The following is a 17,718-nucleotide window of genomic DNA, read 5'->3' on the forward strand; positions in this document are numbered from 1 at the left end:
GCGCAACCCCACCCCCACCCGCACCCACGAGGAGGCATCGTGAGCACCCCCTACCCCTTCACCGCCCTGGTCGGCCAAGACGACCTGCGGCTCGCGCTGCTCCTGAACGCCGTCAGCCCGGCAGTGGGCGGCGTACTCGTCAGAGGCGAGAAAGGCACCGCCAAATCCACCGCCGTACGCGCCCTCTCCGTACTCCTCCCCGACGTGGACGTGATCCCCGGGTGCAGGTTCTCCTGCGACCCCGCCGCCCCGGACCCGGCCTGCCCGGACGGACCCCACGAGCCGGGCGGCGGCACCGCCCGCGCCGCCCGCGTGGTGGAACTGCCGGTCGGGGCGAGCGAGGACCGGCTGGTGGGCGCCCTGGACATCGAGCGCGCCCTCGCCGAAGGTGTCAAAGCGTTCGAACCGGGCCTGCTGGCCGCCGCCCACCGCGGCATCCTCTACGTCGACGAGGTCAACCTGCTCGGCGACCACCTCGTGGACGTCCTGCTCGACGCCGCCGCGATGGGCGCGAGCTACGTCGAGCGGGAGGGAGTCTCCGTCCGGCACGCCGCCCGCTTCCTGCTGGTCGGCACGATGAACCCCGAAGAGGGCGAGCTGCGCCCGCAGTTGCTCGACCGGTTCGGGCTGACCGTCGAGGTCGCCGCGTCCCGGGAGACCGACGAGCGCGTCGAGGTGGTACGGCGGCGGCTGGCGTATGACGCCGATCCGGGCGGTTTCGCGGCCCGTTGGGCGCCGCAGGAGGACGCGCTGCGTGAACGGATCGCCGCCGCACGGCGGTTGCTGCCGGAGGTGCGGCTCGGCGACGCGGCGCTGCGGCAGATCGCCGCGACCTGCGCCGCGTTCGAGGTGGACGGCATGCGCGCCGACATCGTGATGGCCAGGACCGCGACGGTGCTGGCCGCCTGGGCGGGCCGAACGGTCGTGCTCGCCGAGGACGTACGGCAGGCCGCGCTGCTGGCGCTCCCGCACCGCCGGCGCCGCAACCCGTTCGACGCGCCCGGCCTGGACGAGGACAAGCTGGACGAGACGCTGGAGCGGGAACGCGGCGAGGAAGAGGACGGCGACGGGGGCGGCGACGGCCCGGACGATGATCCGGACCCCGGCGGCGGCCCGGACGGCGGTGGCGCGCCTCAGGACGGCCCGGACCAGGCGCCGGCCGACGGCGCCCCGGCCGACCCGCCGACCGGCTCGCCCGCCGCAGGCGAGCCCGCCCCGGACAGCCCCGCGTCCGCCCCGAGCGGCGAGCGCCCGGCCGCCCGCGCCGCGGAACCGTTCAAGGCCCGCACGCTGACCGTGCCCGGCCTCGGCGAGGGCGCGGCCGGCCGCCGCTCCCGGGCCCGTACCGCACACGGCAGGACCACCGGCGCCCGGCGCCCCCAAGGTCCGCTCGGCAAGCTGCACTTGGCGGCCACCGTACAGGCGGCGGCCCCCTACCAGCGGGCCCGCGGCCGATCGGGCCCCGGCCTTGTGGTGCGGCGCGACGACCTGCGGCAGGCGGTGCGGGAGGGCCGGGAGGGCAACCTCGTGCTCTTCCTGGTGGACGCGTCCGGTTCGATGGCGGCCAGGCAGCGGATGAGCGCGGTCAAGGGCGCGGTGCTGTCGCTGCTGCTCGACGCGTACCAGCGGCGCGACAAGGTCGGGCTGATCACCTTCCGCGGCACCGGCGCCGAACTCGCCCTGCCGCCCACCTCCTCGGTGGACACCGGCGCGGCCCGGCTGGAGACGCTGCCCACCGGCGGCCGGACCCCGCTGGCGGCAGGGCTGTTGAAGGCGCACGAGGTGCTGCGGGTGGAGCGGCTGCGGGACGCTTCCCGGCGCCCCCTGCTGATCGTGGTGACCGACGGCCGGGCCACCGGCGGCCCCGAGCCGGTGGCGCTCGCCGCCCGCGCGGGACGGCTGCTCGGCGCGGCCGGGGTCGCCTCGGTGGTCGTGGACTGCGAGTCGGGCCCGGTCAGGCTCGGCCTCGCGGGCGCGCTGGCAACGGAATTGGGCGGGATCGCCGTCACGCTGGAGGAGCTGCGGGCCGACACGGTCTCCGCGCTGGTCAAGGACGTACGGAGGGCCGCCTGATGCCGCAGGGACAGCCGGCCTCGGTGCCGGACGACGGCCTGACGACTCGTCAGCGCCGCAACCGTCCCCTGACGATCGTCCACACCGGCATCGGCAAGGGCAAGTCGACGGCGGCGTTCGGGCTGGCGCTGCGCGCCTGGAACCAGGGGTGGCCGATCGGGGTGTTCCAGTTCGTCAAGTCCGCGAAGTGGCGGGTCGGCGAGGAGCGCGCGCTGCGGGTGCTCGGCGACTCCGGCGAGGGCGGGACGGTCGCCTGGCACAAGATGGGCGAGGGCTGGTCGTGGGTGCAGCGGGACATCGCCGACAGCGCGGACGCCGCCCGCGAGGGCTGGGAGCAGGTCAAGCGGGACCTGGCCGCGCGGACCTACCAGCTGTACGTGCTCGACGAGTTCGCCTACCCGATGCACTGGGGCTGGGTCGACACCGACGAGGTGGTGGCCGTGCTGCGGGACCGGCCCGGCGTCCAGCACGTCGTCGTCACCGGCCGCAACGCGCCGCCCGCGCTGCTCGACGCGGCCGACCTCGTCACCGACATGTCCAAGGTCAAACACCCCATGGACGCGGGCCAGAAGGGTCAGCGGGGCATCGAATGGTGACCGCCGCGCGCATCCCCCGGCTGGTCGTCGCCGCGCCCGCCTCAGGCAGCGGCAAGACCACCGTGGCCACCGGCCTGATGGCCGCGTTCACCGCCCGCGGGCTGGCCGTCTCCCCGCACAAGGTCGGCCCCGACTACATCGACCCCGGCTACCACGCCCTCGCCACCGGCCGCCCCGGCCGCAACCTCGACGCGTTCCTGTGCGGTCCCGAGCGGATCGCCCCGCTCTTCCTGCACGGGGCCGCCGGTTGCGAACTCGCCGTCGTGGAGGGCGTGATGGGCCTCTACGACGGCGCGACCGGCCACGGTGAGCTCGCCTCGACGGCGCAGGTGGCGAAGTTGCTGCGGGCGCCGGTCGTGCTTGTTGTGGACGCGGGCGCGCAGGGGAGGTCGGTTTCCGCGCTTGTGCATGGGTTTGCCTCGTGGGATACGGAGGTGCGGATCGGTGGGGTGATCCTGAACAAGGTGGGTTCTGACCGCCACGAGGCCCTCTTGCGGGCGGCACTCGACGAGGCGGGGGTGCCTGTTCTCGGCGTCCTGCGCCGGGGCGGCGACCTCGCTGTTCCGGCGCGGCATCTCGGACTCGTTCCGGTCGCCGAGCGGCGGGCGGAGGCGGTGGCCTGGACCCGCGAGCTGGCGGCTCGCGTCGCGGCGACCTGCGACCTCCCCGCTCTGATGGCGCTCGCGCGCAGCGCCCCGCCCCTGGCGGGGGTGACCCCGTGGGACCCGGGCGCGGAGCTGGCGTCTGCCTGCGGCGCTCTTCCCCACCCCACCCCTTCCCGAAGTCCTCAATCGCCGGACGGGCTCAAAAACCTGTCCTCAATCGCCGGACGGGCTGAAGAACCACCCGGTCCGGCAATGGAGGACGGCAGATCAGCCCGTCCGGCGCGTAAGGACAGGAATCCAGCCCGCCCGACGCCCGCAGACACCAACCCAGCCCGTCCGGCGCCTGAGGACACCAACCCAGCCCGTCCGGCGATTGAGGACCGGGGTCCGGGGCGGAGCCCCGGTTTCGGGAAGGGGCGGGGAGGGGAGAAAGCTCGCCGCAGGCGGCCGCTTGTTGCCGTCGCCGGAGGCGAAGCCTTCACCTTTTCGTACGCCGAGCAGGCGGAACTGCTCGCCGCGGCCGGCGCGGACGTCGTCACGTTCGACCCGGTCTCCGCCACCAGCCTCCCGGAGGGAACCTCGGGGCTCATCCTCGGCGGCGGCTTCCCCGAGCTCCACGCCCAGGCCCTCTCCGCCAACGAACCCCTCCGCAAGGAGATCGCCGCCTTCCAAGGCCCCCTCACCGCCGAGTGCGCCGGCCTCCTCTACCTCTCCCGGGACCTCGGCGGCGCCCCGATGTGCGGCGTCCTGCCGACCACGGGCACGATGACCGGCCGGCTCACGCTCGGCTACCGCGAGGCCGTCGCGCTCAGCGACAGCTGTCTCGCCGCGGAGGGCACCCGGGTGCGGGGGCACGAGTTCCACCGGACCGGAGTGGAGCCGGGCGCGGGGGCCGGCCCGGCCTGGGGGTTCGTCCGGCCGGAGCGGCGGGTGGAGGGCTTCGTACAGGACAACGTGCATGCCTCGTATCTGCATGTGCACTGGGCCGCCGAGCCGTTCATGGCCCGGCGCTTCGTCGAGAGGTGTGCGCGGTGGTGACCGACAACCCGAGAGCGCCGATGCGGCTGACCGGCGTCGGGGTGGGCCCTGGCGATCCGGAGCTGGTGACCGTCAAGGGCGTGAACGCGCTCCGGGCCGCCGGAGCCGTGGTGGTGCCGGTGCTCGACACCGGGGAGCGCGGCCGGGCGGAGGCGACGGTGCTGCACTACGTGGCCCCGTCGCGGATCGTCCGGGTGGTGTTCGCGCTCAACGAGCGGGCCGACCGGGCCCGTCGGGAGGCCGCGTGGGACGCGGCCGGGGCCCGGGTGGCCCAACTACTGCGCGAGCACCGCACGGTGGCGTTCGCGACGATCGGCGATCCCAACGTGTACTCGACGTTCACGTATCTCGCCCAGACGATCAGGGAGTCGGTGCCGGACGTGGCGGTGGAGACGGTGCCGGGCATCACCGCGATGCAGGATCTGGCGGCCCGCGCCGGGGCCGTACTGGCCGAGGGGACCGAGCCGTTGACGCTGGTGCCGGTGACCGCGGGGGCCGCGGTGCTGAGGCAGGCGCTGGCCGGTCCGGGCACGGTGGTGGCGTACAAGTTCGGGCGGCTGGCCGTGGAGGTCGCGGCGGCGCTGCACGAGACCGGGCGCACCGAGGGTGCGGTGTGGGGCAGTTCGCTGGGGCTGCCGGAGGAGTCGATCCGTCCGGCGGCGGAGCTGGCGGACGGTCCGCTGCCGTATCTGTCCACGCTCATCGCGCCCGCGCGACGCGACGGCGGCCGGGGAGGGAAGCTGTGAGCGGCGACAGTGTGAACGGGCGCGGGCGGGTGACGATCGTGGGCGCCGGCCCGGGTGCGGCGGATCTGCTGACCTTCCGGGCGGCCCGGGCCATCGCCGCGGCCGATGTGGTGATCTGGGCGGCCAGCCTGGTGCAGGCCGAGGTGCTCGAGCACGCGCGCCCGGACGCGGAGATCATGGACTCGGCGGCGATGTCGCTGGAGGACGTGGTCGCCGTCTACGAGCGGGCGCGCCGCGAGGACCTGGCGGTGGCGCGGATCCACTCGGGCGATCCGGCGCTGTGGGGCGGCACGCAGGAGCAGGTGGACCGGTGTGCGGAGCTGGGCATCGAGGTGGAGATCGTGCCCGGCGTGTCCTCGTTCTCGGCGGCCGCGGCACTGGCCGGGCGGGAGTTGACGATTCCCGAGGTCGCGCAGTCGGTGGTGCTGACCCGGCTCGGCGGCGGCAAGACGCCGATGCCGCCGGGCGAGGAGGTACGGGAGTTCGCCCGGCACGGTACGACGATGGCGGTGTTCCTGTCCGCCGCGCGATCCGGCCAACTGGCGGCAGAGCTGCTTGAGGGCGGCTACCGCACGGACACGCCGGTGGTGATCGCGCACCAGGTGACCTGGCCGGAGGAGCTGCTGCTGCACTGCACGGTCGGGACGCTCGAAGCGACCGTCAAGGCGCACAAGCTGTGGAAGCACACGCTGTTCCTGGTCGGGCCCGCGCTCGCCGCGTCCGGGACGCGGTCGCACCTCTACCACCCGGGGCACTTCCACGGGTTCCGGCGGGCCGATCCGGCCGCCCGGCGTGAACTGCGGCAGTCACGTGGGTAGTTCGGTGGCGGTCGCGTCGATCACGGTGGTGGGGACGGGGACGGGCTCTGGTGGCGTGCCGCCTGAGGTGGCGGGCGCGGATCTGGTGGTGGGCGCCGCCCGGCACCTGGACGCGGCCGAACTGCCGCCCGGCGTGAGGCGATTGGTGCTCGGGCCGCTCGGACCCGCACTCGACGTGATCGAGGAGTACGCGGCCGAGCCCGGCGCCCGGATCGTGGTGCTGGCGTCCGGCGACCCCGGTTTCTTCGGGATCGTCCGGGTGCTCGCGGCGCGGTTCGGCGCGGCGGCGCTCGACGTTCGGCCGTCGGCGCCGTCGGTCGCGGTCGCCTTCGCCCGGGCCGGGCTGAGCTGGGACGACGCGGTGGTGGTGAGCGCGCACGGCCGCGAGCTGCGGACCGCGGTGAACGTCTGCCGGGCGCACCGCAAGACCGCCGTACTGACCGGGCCCGGCGCGGGACCGGCCGAGTTGGGGGCGGCCCTGGCACGTACCGGCGTCGAGCGCGACCTCGTGGTGGGCACGGCGCTCGGCACCGACGCGGAGCGCGTGGTGCGGGTCTCGCCGGAGGAGGCGGCCGGGCGGGAGTGGGGCGCCGAGGTCGCGGTGGTGCTGTGTCTGGCGCCTTCGGCGGCGGACGGAGGCGGAGGCGGGGCGGTGCGGACGATCGCCGGGCCAGCGGGCGCACCGGCCGGATGGGCGCTGCCCGAGAGCGAGTTCGCGCACCGCGACTCGATGGTCACCAAGTCCGAGGTGCGGGCGCTGGCGCTGGCCCGACTCGGACCGCGGACCGGGGAGTTGGTGTGGGACATCGGGGCCGGGTCCGGTTCCGTCGCCGTGGAATGCGCGCGGTTCGGGGCGGCGGTGGTCGCCGTCGAACGGGACGCGGACGCGGCAGATCGGGTGCGGGCGAACGCGGCGGCGCACGGGGTCGACGTCCAGGTGGCGACCGGGTCCGCGCCCGGGGCGCTGGACGAACTCCCCGACCCCGACGCGGTGTTCATCGGTGGCGGCGGCGCGGATCTGGCCGCCGTCGTGACCGCGTGCGCGCGGCGGGCGCGCCGGGTCGTGGTGGTGACGCTGGCGGCGGTGGACCGGGTGCCCGAGGTTCGGGGCGCGCTGCGCGCGGCGGGCCTGGTGGCGGACGGCGTCCTCCTCCAGTCCGCGCGGCTGGCGCCGCTGCCCGGCGAGGTGACCCGGCTGGCCGCGGTGAACCCCGTCTTCGTGCTGTGGGCCACCCGCCCGGCGACAACCCAAGGAGCAGGCTCGTGATCGGACTCATCCACGCGACGGCGGCAGGCCGCACCGGCTGCGAGCGGCTGGCCGCCGCGTGGCCGGGACGGACCCGGCGCTACGAGGGTCCCGTGCGGGACGTTCTGCCAGCCGCTTTCGCGGAGTGCGACCACCTGGTCCTCTTCCTCGCGACCGGCGCGGCGGTGCGGCTGCTGGCCCCGCTGCTGTCGTCGAAGACGACGGACCCGGGCGTGGTGACCGTGGACGAGGCGCACACCTACGCGGTGGCCCTCCTCGGCGGCCACGCGGGCGGCGCGAACGCCCTGGCGAGCGAGGTCTCCGCCCAGCTCGGCGCCGCCCCGGTGATCACCACGGCAACGGACGCGACGAACCAGACCGCCCTGGACGCGCTCCCCTACCCGGTGGAGGGCGCGGTGGCAGCGGTCTCCCGCGCCCTCCTGAACGGCACGCCGATCGATTTCCACGCGGACGCGACGTGGCCGCTCCCCCCGCTTCCGCTGACGCCGGCCGGGGGCTTTCCCGCGACACCGCCTCCGACGGAAGAGGGTCAGCCGGACACCCCCGGCAACCCACCGGCCGAGCCCGGCTCGTCACCGCCGAACACCAGCGTCTTGCTTCCCCCGCACCCGGCGGAGCAGGAGGAGCCGGGCGTCCCCGGCAACCCGACGGACACCCCCGCCTCGCCGTCCCCGACCGGCGGCCCCCGGCCGTCCGGCGGGGATCTCGCAGGCGAAACCGCCCAGCTCTGGGTTACCGATCGGGTCGTTCCCATTCACCCCTCGCGGGTGGTCGTGCGGCCTCCCTCTCTGGTTGTCGGGGTCGGGGCCAGTCGGGGGGTCGAGAGCTCCGAGGTCTTGGGACTCATCTCGGGGGCACTTGCCGGGGCCGGGCTCGCGGCGGGGAGTGTGGTCGCGGTTGCCACCGCGCAGGTCAAGGCCGACGAGGGCGGGATCGTGGAAGCGGCGCGTGCACTCGGGGTGCCGCTGCTCACGTTCGGGGCGGACGAGCTGTCCCGGGTCGCCGTGCCCAACCCCTCAGCGGCCCCGCTCGCCGCCGTCGGCACCGCTTCCGTCGCCGAGGCCGCCGCCCTGCTGGGCGCTCCCGGCGGCGAACTCGTCGTGGAGAAGCGGAAGTCAGCGATGGCCACCGTGGCCGTCGCCAGGCGCAGGCCGCGCGGGCGGCTCGCCGTGGTCGGACTCGGGCCCGGGGCAAGGGACTTGGTGACGCCGCGCGCCGTCGCGGAGCTGCGCAAAGCGTCGGTCGTGGTCGGGCTCGACCAGTACGTGGCGCAGATCCGCGATCTGCTCCGGCCCGGTACCCGGGTGCTGGAGTCCGGGCTCGGCGCGGAGGAGGAACGGGCCCGTACCGCCGTCGCGCAGGCCCGCGCCGGGCATGCGGTCGCGCTCATCGGCAGCGGCGACGCCGGGGTCTACGCCATGGCGTCGCCCGCGCTCGCCGAGGCCGCCGACGACATCGACGTGATCGGCGTGCCCGGTGTCACCGCCGCGCTGGCCGCCGCCGCGCTGCTGGGCGCCCCGCTCGGGCACGACCACGTGTCGATCAGCCTGTCCGACCTGCACACCCCGTGGGACGTGATCGAGAAGCGGGTACGGGCCGCCGCCGCGTCCGATCTGGTGGTGACCTTCTACAACCCGCGCAGCCGTGGCCGGGACTGGCAACTGCCCAAGGCGCTGTCGATCCTGGCCGAGCACCGGTCTCCCGAAACCCCGGTCGGCGTGGTGCACGCCGCGTCCCGCCCGGACGAGCGGGTCGCGGTCACCACGCTGGCCGCGCTGGACGTCGGCACCGTGGACATGGTCACGGTGGTCACGGTCGGCAACACCGCCACCCGTACGGTGGCGGGCCGGATGGTGACCCCGCGCGGCTACCGCTGGCAGGCCGCCGCCCCAACGCCGCAACCGCCACAGGGAGCCGCGAAGTGACCCGCACCGTCCACCCCATCGAGCAGGAGTCGTTCCGGATCCTGCGCTCCCGCCTGGACACCACCGGTCTGCCGCCACTGCGCCGGGCAGTCCTTGAGCGGGTGATCCACTCGAGCGCCGACCTGGCCTACGCCGACGATCTGGTCTGCGACGAGGCCGAGTTGCGGGCGGCGCACGCCGCACTGCACGCGGGCGCGCCGGTGGTCGCGGACGTCGAGATGGTCGCGGCCGGCATCACCGCCAGGCGCGCGGTGTGCCGGCTCGCCGACGCCGCCACGAGCACCGTCAACGGAACCCGGCCGGACGGGCTGACCCGCAGTGCGCGGGCGGTCCGGCTGGCCTTCGCGGAGGTCGGACCGGGCGCGGTCTGGGTGATCGGCTGCGCGCCGACCGCGCTGGAGGAACTGCTGACGCTGGACGCCGAACCCGCGCTGGTCATCGGCCTGCCCGTCGGCTTCGTCGGCGCCGCCGAGAGCAAGGCGCACCTGCGCGCGTCCGGACTGCCCGCCGTGAGCAACGTGTCGGAGAAGGGCGGCTCCGCGGTGGCCGCCGCCGCCCTCAACGCCCTGCTGTACACGCCGTATCCGCTCCCGCCGCACCCGGGAGCGCGCAGCACCGTCGCCCCGGCCGACCACTCCCTGAACGCCCCGCACCCCCCGAAGGAGAACACCCCGTGAATCCCCCCGCCCTGCTGCTCGTCGGCCACGGCACCCGCGACGAGGCCGGCGCGGAAGCCTTCCGCTCCTTCGTCGCCCGGCTCGGCGCCGCCAGCCCCGGGCTGCCGGTCGGCGGCGGGTTCATCGAGCTCTCGCCGCCGCCGCTCGCTGACTCCGTCGCCGCGATGGCCGCCGCCGGCGTGAGCCGGTTCGCCGCCGTGCCGCTGGTGCTGGTGTCCGCCGGGCACGCCAAGGGCGACATACCGGCGGCGCTGACCCGCGAGGAACGGCGGCACCCGGGCATCGCGTTCAGCTACGGCCGCCCGCTCGGCCCGCACCCGGGCCTGCTCGCGGTGCTGGAGCGCAGGATCGACGAGGTGCTGGCCCGGGACGGCGGTGACCGCGCGGCGACCACCGTCCTGCTGGTGGGCCGGGGTTCGACCGACCCGGACGCCAACGCCGAGGTGTTCAAGGCGGCCCGGCTGCTGTGGGAGGGGCGCGGATACGCGGGCGTCGAGACCGCGTTCGTGTCGCTGGCGCGGCCGTCGGTGCCCGAGGGCCTGGAGCGCTGCCGGCTGCTCGGCGCCCGCCGGGTGGTCGTCCTGCCGTACTTCCTGTTTCCCGGCGTGCTGCCCGACCGGGTACGCGACCAGGCGGCCGGCTGGTCCGCCGAGCACCCGGAGGTACCGGTGGGGTGCGCCGAAGTGATCGGCCCCGAGCCGGAGTTGGCCGACCTGGTGATGGAGCGCTACCGCGAGACCGTCGAGGGCGACCTGCGGATGAACTGCGACTCCTGCGTCTACCGGGTGAAGCTGCCCGGCTTCGAGGACCGGGTCGGCCTGCCGCAGCAGCCGCACCACCACCCCGAGGACCCCGCCCACCCGCACGGCGAGGGCCACCACCATGCGCACTCCCACTGAGCACGGCCGCGGCGACCACCGCCCCGGCCACGGCGACCAGCCGGCCGGCCATGAACCGGCCGACATCCCGGCTCCGGACGCCGAGTTCGACCTGCGGCACCACGGCGACACCGAGGTCGGCGACGGCCTGATCGACCTGGCCGTCAACGTCCGGGCGGGAACGCCCCCGGCCTGGCTGAGCGAGCGGATCGCCGCGTCGCTGACCGGACTTGCCGGCTACCCGGACGGCCGCCGGGCCCGGCACGCGGTGGCGGCCAGGCACCATCGGCCCTACGACGAGGTGCTGCTGACGGCGGGCGCCGCGGAGGCGTTCGTGCTGCTGGCCAGGGCGCTGCGCCCGCGCCACGCGGTGGTGGTGCACCCGCAGTTCACCGAGCCGGAGGCGGCGCTGCGCGACGCGGGCCATCGGGTCGAACGGGTGCTGCTGCCGCCGGAGGGCTTCCGGCTCGACCCGGCCGCCGTACCGGACGGCGCGGACCTGGTGGTGCTCGGCAACCCGACCAACCCGACCTCCGTGCTCCATCCGGCCGCGCTGGTCGCGGAGTTGGCCCGGCCGGGCCGGACCCTGGTGGTGGACGAGGCGTTCATGGACGCGGTGCCGGGCGAGGGCGAGTCGCTCGCCGACGCCCGCGAGGTGCCGGGGCTCGTCGTGCTGCGCAGCCTCACCAAGACCTGGGGCCTGGCGGGCCTGCGGATCGGATACGTGCTCGGCGACGCGGAGTTGGTCGCCGCGCTGCAACGCGCCCAGCCGCTGTGGGCGGTGTCCACCCCTGCCCTGGCGGCGGCCCGCGCCTGCATGACGGAAGAGGCGCTGGCCGAGGCGGCGCAGGCGGCCCGGCAGATCGGCGCGGACCGGGCGTATCTGCTGGAACGGCTGAAGGGCATCCCCCAAGTGCGGGTCGCGGGTAGCGCGCCCGCGGGACCGTTCCTGCTCCTGCGGCTGCCGGACGCGGCCGACGTCCGGCTCCGGCTGCGGGCGTTGGGCTACGCGGTGCGCCGCGCCGACACCTTCCCCGGTCTCGGCCCCGACTGGCTGCGGGTGGCGGTACGGGACCGCGCCACGACGGACGGCTTCTGCAACGCGCTGAGCACGGCGCTCGCCGAGCCGTGACGGCTGGCGACGACCGGAACAGGCCGCGGCGGCCCTGTTATTACCCCGAGACGCCGAGCGCCGTCAGATCGACCCCGCCGAGCACCACGTGCTCGTACACATTGGTGAGCCGGCTGCCGTGGTAGACCAGATGCCGCGGGTAGAGCAGCGGCACCAGCGTGGACTCGCCCATCTCCGTCTGGTCGATCTGCTGCCAGGTCTTGGCGGCGTCGCCGGGGTTGGACTGCCCGTCGGCCTTGTTGATCAGGTTGTCGATGCTGGTGTCGCTCAGCCCGGAGTAGTTGTTGCTGCCGTCGGTCTGCACGAGGGAGCGCAGGAAGCCGCCGCCGGTGGGCCAGTCGGCCGCCCAGCTGGTCAGGACCATGCCCCAGCCCCTCGCCTTCACCTGGTCGGGCTTGGCCAGCGTGTCGTAGAGGACCTGCGAGGTCACCGTCTCGATCTTCACGGTGATGCCGGCCTTCGCCAGCGCCGCCTGGATGCTGGTCATGGCGCCGAGCACCTTCGGTGAGCCCGAGGTGCCGACGAGGGTGGTGCTGAAGCCGTTCGGGTGGCCGCACGCGGCGGTCTGCTTCTTCGCCGCGTCGGGGAACGCCGTGCCGTCGGTCCTGCCGTACGGGGTGGCGGTGGCGGTGTAGCCGTCGGTGGTCGGCGGCAGCATCGTGGTGGCGATGTCGCCGCCGTCGTACTGCCCGCCGAACTGGGCCCGGACCGCGCTGCGGTCCACCGCGTACTGGATCGCCCGCCGGCACTGGTAGGCGTTGAACGGGGCCACGTTGGTCTGCAGGCTCAGATAGCGGGTGGCGCCGCTGAAGACCAGGTCGGTGTTCGCCTTCAGCTTCGGGTCGTTGAGCAGCTTGGTCTCCGAAGTGTCGGACAGCAGGCTGCCGTTGAGGTCGAGATCGGCCGCCCCGCTGAACAACTCGTCGTCCACCGCGTCCTGCGAGTCCAGGAACCGCACGTCGATGTCGTCGGGCAGCGCCGAGTGGATCGGGTCGGTCGACTGGTTCCAGGCGGTGTTGCGCACCAGGTGCAGCGACTTGCCCGGATCGTAGGAGGAGACCTTGTACGGGCCGCTGGCCACCGGCGACTTCTGGTAGTCCTTGCCGCCGGCGGTGTCGGATTTGCGTGGCACCGGGGCGCCGATCGACAGGGCGAGCACGTAGCGGAAGTCCGCGAAGGGCTTGGCGAGGGTGAACTTGATGGTCGAGTCGTCGGGCGTACTGACCGAGTTGAGCCCGAGGCCGTCGGGGTCGGAGTCCTTGTACGGGCCGGCGTAGTGCTGTCCCTGGTCGAGCAGGTCGAGGAAGTACGTGGGCCCGCCGGGGAACACCGTGCGGTCGAAGGTGCGGTCGATGCCGTACTTGATGTCCTCGGAGGTGATCGGCGTGCCGTCCTGGAAGGTGACGCCCGGCTTGAGGTGGAAGGTCCAGGTTCGGCCGTCGGGGCTGAGCTTGCCGGTGTCGGTGGCCAGGTCGGGCACCAGCTTGCCGCCGGCCGGACCGGGCGCCGGGGCGTAGTCCACCAGCTTGCGCAGGTAGAGGCGTTGCAGGTCCCAGGAGGACTGGTCGTAGGTGGCGGCCGGGTCGAGCATCTCGTCGGTCCAGTAGGACGACACGATGCGCAGGGTGCCGCCCTTCTTGGTGGACGGCCGCACCACGCCGTCGAGGCCGCCGCCATAGCCGCTGCCCTCCTTGCCGCCGTGCAGCGCGAGTGCTGCGTTCTGCACGACGGTGGTCGGCGGGCGGGTCGGATCGGGGCCGGGGCCGCCGCCGTGCGGTGCGAAGGCCAGCGTCACCGAGACCGCGACCGCCGCGACCACCACGCCGGAACCGGCCGCGATCCAGCGGCGGCGGTTGCGCCGCGGGTGCTCGCCGGTGCCGGCCGGGGCGGCCTGCGCGTTGATGTTCAGCGGCGGCGGGGTGCTCGGCAGGTACGGCGGCGGCAGCGGCACCTGCGGGCTGCGCGAATACGCCGGATGCTCGGGCCGGCCCGACGGCGGCGGGGTGGCGTCGCGCTGGCCGCCCCGGTCGAACGGCGGCGGGGTGCCGGGGGCGGACGGGGTGGACGGCGGCTTCGCCAGATCGGGCGTCATGGCCGGCAGCGCGGGCCCGAACCCGTAGGTGGCGCGCGGGTCCACCGACGGAGCGGGGATCGGTGCGGGCCGGCCCGGGTCGCGTACCGGGGAGGTGGCGGGGCCGGTCAGCGCGCTGGAGCTGGCGGCGGTCAGCCAGCCGCGCAGCAGGTCGCGGTAGGCGCCCGCGTCGCGCGGCCGGTCCTCGGGGTTCTTGGACAGGCCGGCCAGCACCAGCGCGTCCAGCTCCCGCGGCACCCGCGGGTTGCGGCTGGAGGGCACCGGCGGCGCGGTGTGCACGTGCCAGTACATGAGGTTGATCTGGTTGCCGTCGGTGAACGGCGGCCTGCCGGTGAGCAGTTCCATCAGCACGCAGGCGGTGGAGTACACGTCGCTGCGCGCGTCTACGTCGAGCCCGTTGATCTGCTCGGGCGACATGTAGCTCGGGGTGCCGATCGCCGAGCCGGTGGTGGTCAGCCGGGCGTCGTTGTCCAGCACCCGGGCGATGCCGAAGTCGGCGACCTTGATGGTGCCTTCGGGGGTGACCATCACGTTGGCGGGCTTGACGTCGCGGTGCACGGTGCCGTGGCTGTGCGCGTGGGCCAGCGCGTCGAGGATGTCGCAGACGATGCGGACGGCCCGCTCGGGCTCGAACGGGGCCTGCTCGCGGACGAGTTGGGCGAGGGTGCCGCCGAGCACGTACTCCATCACCAGGTACGGCACCACCGCGCCGTCGGCGCCCTGGGTCTCGTCCTGGTCGTGCACGGTGACGATGCCGGGGTGGTTCAGCGCGCCCGCGGCCCGCGCCTCGCGGGCGAACCGGCGGCGGGCGTCGGGGTCGCTGGCCAGTTCCGGGAGCAGCGTCTTGACCGCGACGGGCCGGCCCATCCTGGTGTCCTTGGCCCGGTGCACCCGGGCCATCCCACCCGATCCGAGCAGTCCGGCAAGCTCGTACCGCCCCGCGAATAGCCCGTCAGCCATGCCCGCCCGCCCTGGCGCCCCAGCGCCTGTTGTCCATGCCCAGCGCCGCGCTGAGATGGACGTACGTCACCTCAGATGAACGGTAGTTGAGTCTCCGTTCATACGGAAAGACTAGGGGGCGGTGCCGGTTCGACGGCACCGCCCCCTGTCTCGTTCCCCCCTTGTGACCTTGTCACGGCGGCGTTCCGGGGCGGTCGCGACGCGGTCGGGGAGGTTTGCGGCGGTCAGTCCCGCGTTCGGTCCTGCGGTCAGTCCCGCGGGTCGGCGGCGGCGTTCCGGCGGCGCCGGGAGGTCAGCAGGAAGGTGCCGCCGCCCGCCACGATCAGTCCGACCGCGCCGATCGCCAGGTACGGGGTGGACGAACTGGCCCCGGTCTCGGCGAGGTTGCCGTTGGTGTCGGCGACGGTCTGGGTGTGCGCGTCGGAGCCGGAGGAACCGCCGGTGCCGGCGTGGCTGCCTCCGGCCGGGGAGCCGCCCGACGTACCGGAGCTGGAACCGCCGGTGGTCGAACCGCCGGAGGAGCTGCCGCCGGATGCGCTCGAACCGCCGGACGTGGAACCGGACGTGGAACCCGACGTCGATCCGCCGGTGGTCGAACCGCCGGACGTGGAGCCGCCCGTGGTGGACCCGGACGTGGACCCGCCGGTCGTGGACCCGCCCGTCGTCGAACCACCGGTGGTCGAACCCCCGGTCGTCGAACCGCCCGTCGTGGACCCGCCCGTGGACCCTCCCGTCGAGCCGCCGCTCGTGTGCGGCGTCCGGCAGGTCGCCTTCGCGAGCGTCACCTCCCCGCTGACGTCGGCCACGCCGAGGTTCAACGGGTTGATGTGCACCTTGAGTTCGAGCGCGGTGGCGGCGGCGCTGTCGGAGGTCACGGAGGAGCTGGTCAGCGCGAGGTCGACGCTGCCGACGCCCGGAACGTTCAGGTTGGTGCTGCCGACGGCGTTCAGCGCGATCCGGCGGCCCAGCAGGGTGATGCCGGCCAACTCCGAGTGCGCGGTGGGCCGGTGGCCGACCTCGCAGGTCGCCTTGGACGTGATCGCGTCCGCCTTGACCAGCGCGAGCAGCGGCAGCCCCGGCACATGGACCTGGGCGTGGGTGATGTTCACATAGCCCTCCGCCTTGTGCCGGTCCGCGGTGGCGTCGGCGGTGGCGACGTCGGCGCGCAGGATGCTGATCGCCCGGCCGCCCTCCACCCCGCTGCCGACCTTGACGGTGAGCGCGGTCTCCTTGGCGGTGGCCGGCGCCTTCACGTCGTTCAGCGAGACGTTGACGGGCAGGTCGACGGTGCGGTTCAGCAGCGATACGTCGAGTCCGGCGCGCAGCACCGTGGCCTGGGACGAGCCCTCGTCGTAGTTGTGAGTCGGTGCCGCCTGCGCGGCCGGCGCGAGGACGGCGCCGGACGCAGCGAGAGCGACGGCGGCGCCGATAGCGGCAGCCGAACGACGCGCGGGCAGGCAGAAGTTGATGGTGCGGTACAAAGTGGAAGACCCCCACGAGTGGCATGGAGTCCCCGGCGCGGGCTGATAAGGGGACAGCCGCCGGGGACCTCGACCCGGCAATGTTTACGCACTGAGGGTGAATTGGCGGCTACGTGGAGCTAGTTCACCCATAAGGGTGGTTTCCGTGAACATCTTCGAATCTTGTGGCACGACCGTTCCCTCCCGTCACCCGCTTCACGGGATGACCGCACCGCCCCTGTTGACGTCCCGGGCGAAGCGGTCGGTGCTCAACTCCCGCGGCGGCGACGGCGTTACGGGTCGTCAACCAGCCGACGCGCACGCGGGGGCACTGGCTCAGCCGACCACCGTGCCGCGCAGCACGATCCGCCGCGGCGCGGCCAGCACCCGCACGTCCTCCCGCGGATCGGCGTCGTAGACCACCAGATCGGCGGCGGCGCCCTCGGTCAGCCCGTCCCGGCCGAGCCAGCCGCGCGCGCCCCAGGTGGCGGCCGACAGCGCGGCCTCGGCCGGCAGCCCGGCCTTGACCAGCTCCGCCACCTCCTCGCCGACCAGCCCGTGGGCGAGGCTGCCGCCCGCGTCCGTTCCCGCGTAGATCGCGATCCCGGCGTCGTAGGCGTTCCGCACCGTCTCGTAGCGGCGGGCGTGCAGCCGGCGCAGGTGGACGGCCCAGCGCGGGAACTTGGTCTCGCCGCCGACCGCGAGCGCCGGGAAGGTGGCGATGTTGACCAGCGTCGGGACGATCGCCACGCCGCGCCCGGCGAACAGCGGGATGGTCTCGTCGGTCAGTCCGGTGGCGTGCTCAATGCAGTCGATGCCCGCCTCGACCAGGTCGGCGAGCGAGTCCTCGGCGAAGCAGTGCGCGGTGACCCGGGCGCCCTCCTCGTGCGCGGCGGCGATCGCCTCGGACAGCGCGTCCTTCGGCCAGCAGGCGGTCAGGTCGCCGACCTCCCGGTCGATCCAGTCGCCGACCAGCTTGACCCAGCCGTCGCCGCGCCGGGCCTCCTGCCGGACGTAGGCGGTCAGGACGCCCGGCTCGATCTCGTGGGCGTAGTTGCGGATGTAGCGGCGGGTGCGGGCGATGTGCCGGCCGGCCCTGATGATCTTCGGCAGGTCCTCGCGGTCGTCGATCCAGCGGGTGTCGCTCGGCGACCCCGCGTCCCTGGCCAGCAGGGTGCCCGCGGCGCGCTCTTCGAGCGCCTGCTTCTCGGTGGTGGCCCGGTCCACCGCGCCGTGCGCGTCGAGCCCCACATGGCAGTGCGCGTCCACCAGCCCCGGCAGCGTCCAGCCGGTGATCGTCGCGTCCGCCTCCGCCGCGGGGCGGTCGTAGGTGATCCGGCCGCCGACGACCCACAGCTCGTCGGCCACGTCCTGGGGTCCGGCCAGCACCCGGCCCTTGATGTGCAGCACCTCGCGTTCAGCCATGGACGGCACTGTACGTTCAGGGGTGC

At 74.4% G+C, this 17,718-nt stretch carries 13 protein-coding genes; 10 read left to right on the forward strand and 3 right to left on the reverse strand.

Features of this window, described 5'->3' with window-relative positions; translation table 11 throughout:
* Positions 1-39: 39 nt before the first annotated feature.
* From ACQPW6_RS07110 to cobC, 10 genes are read left to right on the forward strand one after another with little or no spacing between them, the layout of a single operon-like run.
* Positions 40-2,073, forward strand: a complete 2,034-nt coding sequence (locus tag ACQPW6_RS07110) for a putative cobaltochelatase (RefSeq protein ID WP_433888683.1) — start codon at positions 40-42, stop codon at positions 2,071-2,073.
* The gene (gene cobO, locus ACQPW6_RS07115; protein WP_433888684.1) at positions 2,073-2,669 is read left to right on the forward strand and encodes a cob(I)yrinic acid a,c-diamide adenosyltransferase; all 597 of its coding nucleotides are present in this window, start codon (positions 2,073-2,075) and stop codon (positions 2,667-2,669) included. Before ACQPW6_RS07110 ends, cobO begins: the two co-directional genes overlap by 1 nt.
* Positions 2,663-4,312: a cobyrinate a,c-diamide synthase gene (locus ACQPW6_RS07120; RefSeq protein WP_433888685.1), complete on the forward strand. Its 1,650-nt coding sequence runs from the start codon at positions 2,663-2,665 to the stop codon at positions 4,310-4,312. Before cobO ends, ACQPW6_RS07120 begins: the two co-directional genes overlap by 7 nt.
* A 20-nt stretch (positions 4,313-4,332) precedes the next feature.
* Positions 4,333-5,058 (forward strand): precorrin-2 C(20)-methyltransferase, encoded by a 726-nt coding sequence (gene cobI, locus ACQPW6_RS07125; RefSeq protein WP_433894450.1) that lies wholly within the window; start codon positions 4,333-4,335, stop codon positions 5,056-5,058.
* On the forward strand, positions 5,055-5,876 hold the full coding sequence (gene cobM / locus ACQPW6_RS07130) for a precorrin-4 C(11)-methyltransferase (protein WP_433888686.1): 822 nt from the start codon (positions 5,055-5,057) through the stop codon (positions 5,874-5,876). The genes cobI and cobM overlap by 4 nt, the downstream gene beginning before the upstream one ends.
* 55 nt (positions 5,877-5,931) lie before the next feature.
* A complete protein-coding gene (gene cbiE, locus ACQPW6_RS07135; RefSeq protein WP_433888687.1) occupies positions 5,932-7,143 on the forward strand; it encodes a precorrin-6y C5,15-methyltransferase (decarboxylating) subunit CbiE in 1,212 nt (403 codons plus the stop codon).
* Positions 7,140-9,068, forward strand: a complete 1,929-nt coding sequence (cobJ, locus tag ACQPW6_RS07140; protein ID WP_433888688.1) for a precorrin-3B C(17)-methyltransferase — start codon at positions 7,140-7,142, stop codon at positions 9,066-9,068. Before cbiE ends, cobJ begins: the two co-directional genes overlap by 4 nt.
* The gene (locus ACQPW6_RS07145) at positions 9,065-9,745 is read left to right on the forward strand and encodes a precorrin-8X methylmutase (protein ID WP_433888689.1); all 681 of its coding nucleotides are present in this window, start codon (positions 9,065-9,067) and stop codon (positions 9,743-9,745) included. Before cobJ ends, ACQPW6_RS07145 begins: the two co-directional genes overlap by 4 nt.
* The gene (locus tag ACQPW6_RS07150; RefSeq protein ID WP_433888690.1) at positions 9,742-10,644 is read left to right on the forward strand and encodes a sirohydrochlorin chelatase; all 903 of its coding nucleotides are present in this window, start codon (positions 9,742-9,744) and stop codon (positions 10,642-10,644) included. The genes ACQPW6_RS07145 and ACQPW6_RS07150 overlap by 4 nt, the downstream gene beginning before the upstream one ends.
* Positions 10,628-11,755: an Rv2231c family pyridoxal phosphate-dependent protein CobC gene (gene cobC / locus ACQPW6_RS07155; protein ID WP_433888691.1), complete on the forward strand. Its 1,128-nt coding sequence runs from the start codon at positions 10,628-10,630 to the stop codon at positions 11,753-11,755. Before ACQPW6_RS07150 ends, cobC begins: the two co-directional genes overlap by 17 nt.
* A gap of 40 nt (positions 11,756-11,795) precedes the next feature.
* Here the strand turns inward: cobC and ACQPW6_RS07160 are convergent, their stop codons facing one another.
* The 3 genes from ACQPW6_RS07160 to ACQPW6_RS07170 all read right to left on the reverse strand — a co-directional run bounded on the left by ACQPW6_RS07160 (position 11,796) and on the right by ACQPW6_RS07170 (position 17,692).
* Positions 11,796-14,807, reverse strand: a complete 3,012-nt coding sequence (locus ACQPW6_RS07160; protein ID WP_433888692.1) for an ABC transporter substrate-binding protein — start codon at positions 14,805-14,807, stop codon at positions 11,796-11,798.
* A gap of 248 nt (positions 14,808-15,055) precedes the next feature.
* Entirely contained in the window at positions 15,056-16,288 is a 1,233-nt protein-coding gene (locus ACQPW6_RS07165) for an SCO1860 family LAETG-anchored protein (RefSeq protein ID WP_433888693.1), read from the reverse strand.
* Between the two features lie 315 nt (positions 16,289-16,603).
* Entirely contained in the window at positions 16,604-17,692 is a 1,089-nt protein-coding gene (locus tag ACQPW6_RS07170; protein ID WP_433888694.1) for an amidohydrolase family protein, read from the reverse strand.
* Positions 17,693-17,718: the final 26 nt, after the last annotated feature.

Origin of the sequence: Streptomyces sp. CA-111067, from assembly GCF_050956065.1 — a bacterium.
In the GTDB taxonomy this organism is placed as follows: Bacteria; Actinomycetota; Actinomycetes; order Streptomycetales; family Streptomycetaceae; genus Actinacidiphila.